Origin of the sequence: Shewanella frigidimarina NCIMB 400 (assembly GCF_000014705.1) — a bacterium.
Lineage (GTDB): Bacteria > Pseudomonadota > Gammaproteobacteria > Enterobacterales > Shewanellaceae > Shewanella > Shewanella frigidimarina.
Map to the genome: position 1 here is coordinate 1,625,011 of NC_008345.1, position 12,359 is coordinate 1,637,369.

Genomic DNA, 12,359 nt, shown 5'->3' on the forward strand with positions numbered 1-12,359 from the left:
ACCCTAAAAGGCTCATTTGAGCCTTTTAGCTATTTAATCGTCTAAAATTATCTATATGTTGGCGTTATTGTCGCTAGCCAGCATATGCGTTATCCACATTAGCCCAAAATGAAGCCACATGACTCAAACCTCTGCTCTTGCTAATGCCAATATCTGTCAGCACCTTAAAACGGCTGCGCAAACTATGCCTGCCGGACTTGCTGTTGCTGTGCAACACGCTAAGCAAGGCCATTTCAATTATCAAGAAATCGACTTTGTTACCTTACATCAACAATCGGATATGATTGCCAAAGGGCTTATTCAATACGGTATTAAGCGTGGTATGAAAGCGGTGTTAATGGTTACCCCAAGCATTGAGTTTTTCTCGTTAACGTTTGCCTTATTCAAAGCCGGTATCATCCCAATTTTAGTTGACCCTGGTATGGGTATCAAAAACCTTAAACAGTGTTTTGAAGAGTCGCAACCAGATGCCTTTATCGGCATCCCTAAAGCCCATATTGCTAGGCGGGTTTTGGGGTGGGGCAAAGGCAGTGTTAAGCAGGTGATTAATGTCGGTGGTTCAGCTATTCAACGTTTGTTAGCTAATGCAACGAGTCTCGAAACTATTACTGAAATTGGCCGTAATATTGCTCATCCGCTGGAAATGGCATTGTTAAAGCCAGATGATATGGCGGCCATTTTGTTTACTAGTGGCAGTACTGGCACACCTAAAGGCGTGGTGTACAGCCATGCGATGTTCGAGGCGCAAATTAGCGCACTTAAACACGATTACGGTATTACCCCTGGCGAGCGAGACTTAGCCACTTTTCCGCTGTTTTCATTATTTGGTCCGGCATTGGGCATGGCATCTATTGTGCCAGACATGGATGCCAGCAAGCCCATCACCGCCAATCCAGCCTATTTGTTTGCGGCAATTGAGCAATATCAATGCAGCAACATGTTTGTTAATCCTGCCTTGTTAGAGCGACTAGGCCAAGCAGGTGAGCAAAGCCAACATAAACTAAACAGCGTTAAGCGAGTGATATCAGCAGGTGCTCCGGCAACCATTAGCTCAATCAAACGCTTTAGCAAAATGCTCAACCCACAGGTTGAAGTGCTTAACTCATACGGTGCGACAGAATCGTTACCCATCAGCATGATTGGCAGCCATGAGTTGTTTGCGACTAGCGAACTGACCGATCAAGGTAAGGGCATTTGTGTCGGTAAACCAATATCGTCGGTAAGCGTTGATATTATTGCGATTACAGATACGGCTCAACCTCATTGGGCTGAAGTCAAAAAACTTGCCACCAATGAAATTGGTGAAATTGTCGTGAGCGGCCCAATGGTCAGCCAAGCCTATTATCAACGTCAACATGCCACTGAGTTAGCTAAAATTAACGATGGTGAACACGTTAAGCATCGCATGGGTGACGTAGGATATTTAGACGATAACGGCTTATTATGGATGTGTGGTCGTAAAGGTCATATTGTTGATGCTACGCGTGGTCAACAAAGAATCAAACGCTTTTACACCTTACCTTGTGAGCGCGTATTTAACACCCATCCACAAGTAAAACGTTCAGCCATTGTGGGTGTTAAGGTGGGCAATAATACCGTGCCGGTATTGTGCATTGAACTACAAAAAGACATCGTATGCTCAACCTCTAAAGCACTCTATCAAGAGTTATTAGTTATAGCAGAACAATATCCGCATACCGACGGAATAGGACGCTTTTTAATTCATCCTGAATTTCCGGTTGATGTGCGTCATAACGCAAAAATATTCAGAGAAAAACTTGCTGTTTGGGCACAAAAACAGTGGAAAGAATAAAGCTCGTCTTAGAGTAACAATAAGGTATTAATAATGGATCTGACAGATTTACATCCTCTTGAGCAAGCAGCGCTTACGCAATTATCAGTGTCGGTCAACAAAGTGTTTGTAACCGGAGCAGGCGGCTTTTTAGGATTGGCGATTTGTCAGCGCTTATTGGCAGTAGGTATTCAGGTGGTGGGCTTTGCCCGTGGTGATTATCCAAGACTGGTTGAACTGGGCGTCGATATGCGCCAAGGCGATATCAGCGACTACGATAACGTTAAACAAGCCATGCAAGGCTGTGACTTAGTGTTTCATGTGGCCTCAAAGGCTGGGGTGTGGGGCAGTAAGCAAAGTTATTACTCACCTAATGTTGATGGCGTAAATAATATTATTAATGCCTGTAAAGCGCTTAATATTCAACGTTTAGTCTACACCAGTACCCCAAGCGTGACCTTTGCAGGGCGTGACGAAAACGGCATTAATGAATCAGCGCCTTACGCTGAAACATACCTCAATTACTACGGCGAATCTAAAGCCATCGCAGAGCAACATGTGCTTGCCGCTAATTCTGCTCAACTTCACACTACAGCCTTACGACCACATTTGATTTGGGGACCAAACGATCCTCATCTTGTGCCAAGAGTAATTGAACGCGCGCGGGCAGGGCGACTAAAGCTAGTTGGCCATGAAGACAAACTGGTCGATACCATTTATGTTGATAACGCAGCTTATGCTCATGTTTTAGCGGCGTTAGATTTAGTCACTAATGCTAAGTGCGCAGGTAAAGCGTATTTTTTAAGTAATGATCAACCCATTACCATGGCAGATATGCTTAATCGTATTCTAGCCAGTGTTGATTTACCGCCAGTAACCAAGCGCGTGCCAGCCGGTGTTGCTTACGCTGCAGGCGTGGTGCTTGAGACCGTATACGGTTTGCTGAATAAATCGCAAGAACCCATCATGACTCGTTTTGTTGCAAGACAGCTCTCAACCAGCCATTACTTTGACATCAGCGCCGCCAAACAAGACTTAGGCTACCAACCGCTTATTAGCCTTGAGCAAGGTATGCAAAAACTGAAGCAATCTTTGTCGAACTAATGACCTTGCTGCCACACATTTTTCCCGTATTTACAGCACTCACATATGTGATTTAAACGATGTAAACAACTGTTTGTAAAATTGTTTTTACATCACTTCGTGGGTTATTTTTCAACAATCACTTGGTTATATTTTATTCCACTGTATCTTAAATTCCGACCACCACAACAATAACCCCAAAGAGGGTAACAACTCATAACAAGGTGGCGCAGGGAGATGCAATGCAAGATAATAATCAGGGTAAATGGAACTTAGCCACATTAGCCATTCATGGCGGGCATCAACGCGAAGCCTTTGGCTCACTCACCACACCGTTATATCAAACCGCCACCTTTGTATTTGATACTGCCGAACAAGGCGGAGCACGTTTTGCAGGCGAAGAGCCGGGTTATATTTATACTCGCCTTGGTAACCCAACCACCGCAGAACTTGAACGTAAAATGGCGCTGCTAGAAGGCGCAGAAGACGCAGCAGCAACTGCATCTGGTATGGCGGCAGTATCAAGTGCATTATTAACTCATTTGCATGCAGGCGATCACTTAATCGCATCTAAAGCGGTTTATGGTTGTACGTTCGCGCTGATGACCACTCAGCTAACCCGCTTAGGCATTACGAGTACATTAGTCGACTTCACCGACATGAACGCAGTAGAGGCGGCCATCAAGCCAAACACCAAAGTGCTGTTCTGCGAAACACCAGTAAACCCACATTTACAAGTATTCGATCTTACCGCCATGGCCAACGTCGCCAAAGCGCACAATCTAGTATCAATCGTCGATAACACCTTTATGACACCACTATTGCAGCAACCGTTAGCGTTAGGCATCGACATGGTGATCCACAGTGCGACCAAGTACTTAAACGGCCATGGTGATGTAATCGCGGGTATTGTGTGCGGTAATGCTGAGCACATGCACAGATTAAAATTCGAAATATTAAAAGACTTTGGTGGCGTGATATCACCACACGACGCTTGGTTAATCTTACGCGGTTTAAAAACCTTAGACGTACGCTTAACTCGTCATTGCGATAACGCAGAAGTGTTAGCTGAATTTTTAGATAAACACCCTAAATTCAGCCAGGTCTTTTACCCAGGATTGTCGCACCACCAAGGCCATCGCTTCATTGGTAATCAAATGAAACGCGCCGGTGGAGTTATTGCATTTGAACTAAAAGGCGATAAACAGGACGCCATCAACTTCGTTAATCGTGTAAAGCTATTCACTATCGCTGTAAGTTTAGGTGACGCAGAATCGCTAATCCAACACCCAGCATCAATGACCCACTCGCCTTACACACCAGAAGCACGATTAGCCGCAGGCATTACCGACAACCTACTGCGTATCTCGGTTGGATTAGAGAATGTTCAAGACTTGATTACGGATATTGAACAAGCTTTGCGTTAATTAAGCGATTCAGGCTATAAAGTACAAGAAAAACCTGGCTCCCTGATAACAGATGTCAGGGATGATGGAACAGAGCAACACATGGATCCCCGATAAAAGCATTCGAGGATGAAGGGCGGGGGAGTAACGCCACTGCTTCGCCATACCAGCAATGCAAAGTACGTTATTCAAGTAACGCCCACTATTACGTCATTCCGGTAACGCTTTTGAGCCGGAATCCAGGTGTTAATGGTTTGATGCTGTAACCCCACAAGTAAAGACAACACCTGGTCCCCGATAAGAACATTCGAGGTTGATCGGCGATAGAGAAATACCTTAATTCCTGATAAATGCAATCAAGGATGACGGCTGACAAACACCCACAAAAAAGCCCAATTTAATGGGCTTTCATTATTCTTCAACAAGCAAGAATACGATTAGTTGCTAGAGATTGTTCCAGCACCGCCACCTGAACCGCCGCCGAAGCCTGGGCCGCCTGGTGCTGGTGCAGCACCAAATGCGCCGCCAGCAGCAGTTTGTAATTCTTCAAGGTTTGCAGCAACAATTGCTGGGTCAATACCGTTAGCAATCGCAACCGCTAAAATATCATCAGGCGTCATACCTGCAGCAACAGCCGCTTGTATCGCTTCGATAATCAATGCTTCATCGCCATTAGCAGCAATAAACGCATTAGCGAGTTGTGTAGCAGCTTCCGATACAGGTGCATTCTGAGCACTAGCTGTTAACGTTTCTTCAGCCATAGCACCGGCAGACATGCCCGTTGTCAATAATGCTGAAACTAATAACAAGGTTAATTTATTTTTGCGCATTATTCTGCCTCGTGAAGTGGTGAATGACTAAAGTAGTTCAGCTGCAATGCACTGATCCATGTACTTGTTGCGTTAGCAGGGATGATTGTACTGAAATTTCGTACAGCATACAATCCATTACCTTGTAAACCATCAATGTTCATGAGTGAAAAATGTTCACCTATAACAGCCGACTCCACCTGTGGAGCGATGATTTTAATACCAATACCATGACAAATTTGAATCACCGTTTGGACAAAGAAGCGCGTATCAGCTTGAGCAATATCACGTACATAACTAGGATCAATTTTAATATAATCAATGTTTAAGTTTCTGATATAGCAAAACGAACTTAAACTTGAACCAAAACGTTCAATGGCAATATCAATGTCCAATTGTTTCGATCGGCTAATAAACTTCTCTGTCGATTCAAGCGACAGCATCGCGCCAGACTCGTTAAATTCATACAAAAGTGGTGGAAGCGATTTATGCAATTTTTGGTATAAATCAAATAACCAATCGGTAAATACCGGATTATGCAGCGCACGATTACTAATATTAATCGCCACACGCGTGTGTTCAATATGTTGAAGTTTATAAAAAATAAAACACACAACAGCTTGTTCAAGGTCTTGCAGCACGCCCAGTCTTTCTGCCATGGCAAACACATCTAAAGTCGATAGTGTTTCGCCGGCTATTTTAAACCGCACAAATGACTCAACATATAAAATGGTTTGATTTTCATCCACTACAGGTTGCAACATTAGATCGAATATTTTATCTAACGGAATACACTTAATCGCAAAATCTTTGCTATTAGAATGGTTGATTTCGTCTTTAAAATACTGAGTGAACTGGGTTAAAATACCAACCCATTCTTCACGTGAATGATTCTTTTGCATTCCTTTAGCAGAAACCAAGCCCTTAGGATTATCAGCATATTGATTGTGCACTAGCTGGTTATCCAAACGCATAACCACATCAGCAAAGTCTTCTTGATAGTTAACACGGGTGAGACTATGTTTTGCAAAGCCATTACTAAAGCGCGACGAGCTTTCAATCAAAATACTGGCCGCTATTTGTTGATCAATTTCTTTTGCTGCGTCCTCAGTCAGTAAGCTTAAAAATGCAAACTCAGAACCCGAGATACGATATAAAGTCGCCTCAGATAAGCTATTCATCTGTTTACTAAAAAGTTGTGCGCCAGATAAAATATAGTCATCACCACTGCCATAACCATCATTGTCATTCACCTGCTTTAAAGAGGTCATCGACAACAGACCTAAATAAAACCGATTACCATGCATTTCATATTCGGCCTGAATAGACTCAAACTGTTTCAATAATGCTCGGCGATTAGGCAATCCAGTATGCGAATCAATATAAACTTCACGCGACAAGTCTTCTGCTAATTTAGTTTGCTCGTTAAACGATCGCTGAATATTCTCAATCATGCGATTAATCGCATTAACTAATGTGCGTAACTCTGAGGTAAAAGGCTTAATAGGATTAAGCTCAAAGCGCTTTTGAATAACCGACTCAGCTTGTTTTTCAATACTGCTTAACGGGGTTAACACCGCTTTTAAAATAAAGTAAGCACATAACAGTGCAATAACAAGTTGAAATAATGCAGAGGTTAAATTGCTAACGGCGTGATCCCATAAACTTTTATATGAGGTACCCGCATGCGATTGCACTTCTAATTTACCGGCAATACGCCAACCATCACTCACTTCACTTGTCATTACCGGAGGATGCAGGGTAAACCAGTTAATAAACCACTGAGGAACAGCAAAATTACCTTGAGGATTATTGCGCTCAAACAGTACTTTGCCGTCAAGATCGGTAAAAATAATATGTTGGTAATAGCCGGAATCAAAAATAGCATTAGTCATTGTCTCGGCAATCACCAAACCTTCTTCATCCATATAAGGTGAGATAGATAATCCTAAACTGTGCGCTGCTCCTTGCGCATGAGATGCTAACTGTTCATTTAAATAGCCACGCATGTTCGATACGTTATTATATAACGCGGCACCGAAGCTAAATAAAGATAAACAACCTATCAGCAGATAAAGCTGTAGCCGCAAAGACATTCCTTTTGTAAACATTGTTTGCTCCAGATCCTTTTGTAACGATTACTCGCCGTTTTCAATTCGATTAACTAAATCAGTCCAACTTTTTGTGCCGCTGCTAGTGGGTTTGTTACTGCCCAACCCTTGTGCCTTTGCTAACCATAGCCCTTGACCATTAAATGAATAAATTGGTTTTAAATCTCGGCGCTGGTTAGCGGGTAAAATTTTGGTTTTTAAATTATCCAGCACTAAAGGCATCGCTTTAGGGTCTTCAAAGTAAATCAACACCATATGAGGCTCGTTAATCAATAACGCACGCACATACATCAAGCGCATTTTGCTCTCATCAACCCCCATGGCCTTTAAAGTAAAATACTTAAAGATGGCAAAGTCTTCACAATCGCCGCCTTTAGTGCCTAACGATTCAAGCGGCGTGGCCCAATAATCACTTTTATGCCAATGGTCGCTATCACTCACAAATCGAATCCGCCTATTAGCAAACTGATTGGCTAAATTAAGTTTGTCGTAATCGTTCAATGTAACGCCATCATTTATAGTGTCTTGCCAGTCACTAAAATCTTCTACTCGATCAGAGCCATAGCGCTGCTCTACTTGTGTAAAAAAATCAGTGGTAAATAAATCGTCAGTTATGGTGGCAACACACACAGCCGAAAACACCAATGACGTAACAAGCCAGTGGCGATATCTATCTATGCAACACAAAACGAGTTTAATACGCAAATCTCACTGAAAATGATAGTTAATGATAACACTGTAATAATTTTACAGAATTTATGCGATAACGATGCATATCATAAGCTAGTTAGTCGTAAAACGACAATAAAATGACGATACATTCTTATTTTGAGTGTTTGAATTTACAAACTAATTCCCCTCTAGTCTGAAAGTGATATTAAGCTAATCCGTTAAAATGGGCTCTCTAGACTATCTCATATCATTATTGAGCTTTGATAAGGTCAATTTATTGGCATGCCAATTGATATAATAAACAGTAGTACTAGGTTGTTTGCAGTCATTAATGAGATTACATGAATTAAAAACGATTCAAAAATATGGCATGAATCGAAAATTTTGTTACAGCCATATCTAAATAGATTTTACAAACAGTTGCTTATGGCTGATTGTTTGTTTTTTGATGTTGGTAGGCTTTTTATTAATTGATTTGCGATATAACTTGGTGGTTGGATGTTTTATCAGCACAAAAATAGTGCAGGTGAACTATAAAGTGACATTGTGGTGCGTAAAAGTAGTAATCAGAAAGAGACTTATACAATCACTGGCAAACTGTTTAATGAACAAATTAATCGTAGTGGGCCTTTTGTACAAATACTTCTTTCAACTAGTACTAAAGGAGTAAATATATACCAATTTACGTTTTAATTGGCTTAAAACAACTAAAAAGTGACACTTAGCAAAAAAACGTCAAAAAACTGTCATTAAATTACCGTATACATTATAATTACCAACTAATTAATGAGGATTGACGTAAAACAGAAAGTAGAAAGGGAAATTTTAAGCAAGGCATGACGCCAACGATAACTGTATTGAAGCCAATAAACCTAGATTTTTTGCTTCATTAGTTTACCGATGCAACCTCATATCATTGTTTTTTCCAGATGTATCCTTCTACATCCATTCAGGTGTAAAGCCTTGTGCTAAAAACCTGTTAGATGCTAGAACTGGTTAAGCTTAAAAATCGACATGCTCGATATAGGTAGTCGATATAGACCGTCGATAAAGAAAGCTAAACTAACCAGTTGAAGATGTTTAATTAACATCTTAAGGAAACCTTTCTACTGTTTCGTTCTGAAACGTCAAACTCCAATAAAGCAACAATTTGAAACGTGTCTCAGCAATCTAGAAGCTGTAATCTAGTGGCGGTAGCGTGTCTTTTTTAAGTAAAACACACGCAGACATCCCATAAACTCGTCATGCTAGAACCTAGAACCTAGAACCTAGAACCTAGAACCTAGAACCTAGAACCTAGAACCTAGAACCACCCGCACGTCATCCTCGAGTGCTTATATCGGGGATCCAGGTGTTGCTCAGATTTTAGAACCTATTACCTAGCACCTTCTCCTACAAAATACGCATTGAAATCAATTTATGATCAACAGGAAGTTTACAAGATGAAAATTGCCATCGCAGGGACTGGTTACGTTGGACTATCCAATGCAATGTTACTGGCACAACACAATGAAGTGGTTGCTGTCGATATAATAGAAGAGAAAATTAACCAGCTTAACGCTAAAATCTCACCGATAGCTGACGTTGAAATCGAAGACTTTCTTGCAAACAAGCCATTAAACTTCACTGCGACACTTGATAAACATGCCGCCTATAAAGATGCCGATTTTGTCATTATTGCAACTCCAACAGATTACGACCCAGCAACTAACTACTTTAATACCTCATCGGTAGAGTCAGTCATAAAAGACGTTATTAGCATTAACCCTAATGCGGTGATGATCATTAAATCAACCGTACCCGTTGGTTACACTGAACGTATTAAACAAGAATTTTCAAGTGACAACATTCTGTTCTCGCCAGAATTTTTACGCGAAGGTAAAGCACTGCACGACAACTTGTATCCGTCACGTATTATTGTTGGCGAACAAAGTGACCGTGCACATACCTTCGCTAACTTGTTACTGCAAGGTGCGATTAAACAAGACATTGAGGTGTTGTTTACCCACTCAACCGAAGCTGAAGCAGTTAAGTTGTTTTCAAACACTTACCTAGCGTTACGAGTGGCTTACTTTAATGAGTTAGACACCTATGCAGAAGCTCACGGACTCGACAGTAAACAAATTATCGATGGAGTCTGTTTAGATCCCCGCATAGGCAATCACTACAACAACCCATCGTTTGGCTATGGTGGCTATTGTTTACCAAAAGACACCAAGCAGTTACGTGCTAACTATGCCGATGTGCCAAATAACTTAATTAGTGCAATTGTTGATTCCAACACCACTCGTAAAGACTTTATTGCCGACTCAATTTTAAAGCGCAATCCTAAAAAAGTGGGTATCTATCGCTTAATAATGAAGTCAGGCTCAGACAACTTCAGATCATCAAGTATTCAAGGGATCATGAAGCGCATTAAAGCCAAAGGCGTAGAAGTCATCATTTATGAACCTGTACTAGAACAAGACGAGTTCTTCCATTCTAAAGTTTATAATGACTTAGCAGTATTCAAATTGGATGCAGATGTGATTGTGTCTAATCGTATGGCAGATGAGTTGGCCGATGTAGGCCATAAAGTTTATACCCGCGATTTATTTTGTACCGACTAAATTAAGCCAAAGAAAGTAGAGATAACATAATGAAATATTTAGTAACAGGCGCGGCGGGCTTTATTGGTAACTTTGTTGCCGAACGCTTATGTGACCAAGGTCATGAGGTTGTCGGATTAGACAATTTAAATGATTATTACGACCCCAATCTAAAGTTAGCGCGTCTAAAACGAATCGAACATTTTAGCTCATTCCGTTTTATTAAAATGGATATAGCAGATAGAACTGCCATAGCTGAGTTGTTTGAAACAGAAAAATTTGACCGCGTTATCCACTTAGCTGCACAAGCTGGTGTACGTTATTCTATTGAAAATCCTATGGCCTACGTCGATTCAAACTTAGTGGGTATGGCAACAATTCTAGAAGGATGTCGTCATAATAAGGTTCAACACTTAGTTTATGCTTCATCTAGTTCGGTTTACGGCATGAACGAAAAGATGCCTTTTTCAACAGAAGATGCCGTTGACCATCCAGTGTCACTTTATGCAGCAACGAAAAAAGCAAATGAGTTAATGGCTCATAGTTATAGCCATTTATACAATTTACCTACAACGGGTTTACGCTTCTTTACTGTCTATGGTCCATGGGGCCGTCCAGATATGGCACCATTTTTATTTACCGACGCTATTTTGAACGACAGAGAAATAAAAGTATTTAACCACGGTAAGATGAAACGCGATTTCACTTACATCGATGATATTGTTGAAGGCATTATTCGTATTCAAGATGTAGTGCCTCAGCAAGATTCAGAAAACTCAAACACTTCACCTTCATCAAGTAAGGCTCCTTATAAAGTATTCAATATTGGCAATAACGAACCTATTGCACTGATGACCTTTATTGAAGCAATTGAAAAAGCAGCCGGTAAAATAGCAGAGAAAAATTTTATGCCAATGCAGGCAGGTGACGTACCGGCTACTTTTGCAGATATTGATAGCCTTATTGACCAAATTAACTTCAAGCCAAGCATGGCTATAGACAAAGGTATCGATAATTTTGTCCAATGGTTCATTTCTTATTACGAAATAGCAAAGAAAAAGTGAGCTTACTTATGAATATTTTTGAAGTGGATAAGGTTAATGTTGGTGGTATTCCAACAGCTTGTATAGATCGAAAAGAACTCGCAAACTTGATAGGTGAACATTGTGTTAATAACAAAAATGAAGAAATAAAAAAATCGATTGTTATTTTTAGTAATAATGGACATGCTATTTCAATAGCTAATACTAGCAGTGAAGCAATGAAGTTGTTATTACAAGCTGATTTAATTCATGCAGATGGTCAAAGTGTAGTAACGTTTTCCAAGTGGGTAAAGGGCCGTAATATTCCGGAAAGAACTGCAACTACAGATATGATTCATGATATCCCTAACTATTTTGAATCCAATATAAATCATTTTCTTTTAGGTTGTGAAAACGATATTGTTGAAAACGCTTGTAAGTTAATGAGTAAACGATATAAAAACTTTAAGATATCAGGGTTTAATGATGGTTTTTTTAGCATTGAGGAGGAAGATGAGATTATTGACAAGATAAATTCCTCTAGAGTCGATGTTCTCTGGGTAGGCTTGGGTAAACCAAAAGAACAAGAGTTTTGTATTAGAAATAAAGAAAAGTTAAATGTTTCTGTAATAATTACATGCGGTGGCTGTTACAATTATATAACAAATGACTATCCTAGAGCTCCAGTTTGGATGCAAAAAATTGGATTTGAGTGGTTACACCGCATGTCAACTAACCCAAGAAAATTATTTTATCGATATTTAACAACAAACCCTCATGCAGTATATTGCGTGATAAAAAATGAAATTATTTTTATGAAAAATAAAAACAACTCCAATATAAATGGTTTTTAATTTTCCCTGCTAAATCTTATGC

At 40.4% G+C, this 12,359-nt stretch carries 9 protein-coding genes; 6 read left to right on the plus strand and 3 right to left on the minus strand.

Annotation, left to right across the window (positions count from 1 at the left end; translation table 11 throughout):
- Positions 1-118: 118 nt before the first annotated feature.
- The 3 genes from oleC to megL all read left to right on the plus strand — a co-directional run bounded on the left by oleC (position 119) and on the right by megL (position 4,302).
- Positions 119-1,813: an olefin beta-lactone synthetase gene (oleC, locus tag SFRI_RS07020; RefSeq protein ID WP_011636841.1), complete on the plus strand. Its 1,695-nt coding sequence runs from the start codon at positions 119-121 to the stop codon at positions 1,811-1,813.
- Between the two features lie 33 nt (positions 1,814-1,846).
- The gene (gene oleD, locus SFRI_RS07025) at positions 1,847-2,896 is read left to right on the plus strand and encodes a 2-alkyl-3-oxoalkanoate reductase (protein ID WP_011636842.1); all 1,050 of its coding nucleotides are present in this window, start codon (positions 1,847-1,849) and stop codon (positions 2,894-2,896) included.
- 221 nt (positions 2,897-3,117) lie between these two features.
- Positions 3,118-4,302, plus strand: coding sequence for a methionine gamma-lyase (gene megL / locus SFRI_RS07030; protein ID WP_011636843.1), 1,185 nt, complete (start codon positions 3,118-3,120; stop codon positions 4,300-4,302).
- Positions 4,303-4,718: 416 nt separating this feature from the next.
- Here the strand turns inward: megL and SFRI_RS07035 are convergent, their stop codons facing one another.
- Genes SFRI_RS07035 through SFRI_RS07045 form a run of 3 tightly spaced genes read right to left on the minus strand, consistent with a single transcriptional unit; the run spans position 4,719 to position 7,831 of the window.
- Positions 4,719-5,111, minus strand: a complete 393-nt coding sequence (locus SFRI_RS07035; RefSeq protein ID WP_011636844.1) for a hypothetical protein — start codon at positions 5,109-5,111, stop codon at positions 4,719-4,721.
- Positions 5,111-7,201, minus strand: a complete 2,091-nt coding sequence (locus tag SFRI_RS07040; RefSeq protein ID WP_011636845.1) for a bifunctional diguanylate cyclase/phosphodiesterase — start codon at positions 7,199-7,201, stop codon at positions 5,111-5,113. Before SFRI_RS07040 ends, SFRI_RS07035 begins: the two co-directional genes overlap by 1 nt.
- A 27-nt stretch (positions 7,202-7,228) precedes the next feature.
- Entirely contained in the window at positions 7,229-7,831 is a 603-nt protein-coding gene (locus tag SFRI_RS07045; RefSeq protein ID WP_011636846.1) for a transglutaminase-like cysteine peptidase, read from the minus strand.
- Between the two features lie 1,484 nt (positions 7,832-9,315).
- Here SFRI_RS07045 and SFRI_RS07050 point away from each other — a divergent pair.
- Genes SFRI_RS07050 through SFRI_RS07060 form a run of 3 tightly spaced genes read left to right on the plus strand, consistent with a single transcriptional unit; the run spans position 9,316 to position 12,337 of the window.
- On the plus strand, positions 9,316-10,482 hold the full coding sequence (locus SFRI_RS07050; RefSeq protein ID WP_011636847.1) for a nucleotide sugar dehydrogenase: 1,167 nt from the start codon (positions 9,316-9,318) through the stop codon (positions 10,480-10,482).
- A gap of 29 nt (positions 10,483-10,511) precedes the next feature.
- The gene (locus tag SFRI_RS07055) at positions 10,512-11,525 is read left to right on the plus strand and encodes an NAD-dependent epimerase (RefSeq protein WP_011636848.1); all 1,014 of its coding nucleotides are present in this window, start codon (positions 10,512-10,514) and stop codon (positions 11,523-11,525) included.
- 8 nt (positions 11,526-11,533) lie between these two features.
- The gene (locus tag SFRI_RS07060; RefSeq protein ID WP_011636849.1) at positions 11,534-12,337 is read left to right on the plus strand and encodes a WecB/TagA/CpsF family glycosyltransferase; all 804 of its coding nucleotides are present in this window, start codon (positions 11,534-11,536) and stop codon (positions 12,335-12,337) included.
- The last annotated feature ends 22 nt before the right edge of the window (positions 12,338-12,359 follow it).

What these genes read in the sequence shown, in the direction of transcription:
- oleC (WP_011636841.1), top strand. Translation starts at nt 119, where the DNA reads ATGACTCAAACCTCTGCTCTTGCTAATGCCAATATCTGTCAGCACCTT.
- oleD (WP_011636842.1), top strand. Translation starts at nt 1,847, where the DNA reads ATGGATCTGACAGATTTACATCCTCTTGAGCAAGCAGCGCTTACGCAA.
- megL (WP_011636843.1), top strand. Translation starts at nt 3,118, where the DNA reads ATGCAAGATAATAATCAGGGTAAATGGAACTTAGCCACATTAGCCATT.
- SFRI_RS07035 (WP_011636844.1), bottom strand. Translation starts at nt 5,111, where the DNA reads ATGCGCAAAAATAAATTAACCTTGTTATTAGTTTCAGCATTATTGACA.
- SFRI_RS07040 (WP_011636845.1), bottom strand. Translation starts at nt 7,201, where the DNA reads ATGTTTACAAAAGGAATGTCTTTGCGGCTACAGCTTTATCTGCTGATA.
- SFRI_RS07050 (WP_011636847.1), top strand. Translation starts at nt 9,316, where the DNA reads ATGAAAATTGCCATCGCAGGGACTGGTTACGTTGGACTATCCAATGCA.
- SFRI_RS07055 (WP_011636848.1), top strand. Translation starts at nt 10,512, where the DNA reads ATGAAATATTTAGTAACAGGCGCGGCGGGCTTTATTGGTAACTTTGTT.
- SFRI_RS07060 (WP_011636849.1), top strand. Translation starts at nt 11,534, where the DNA reads ATGAATATTTTTGAAGTGGATAAGGTTAATGTTGGTGGTATTCCAACA.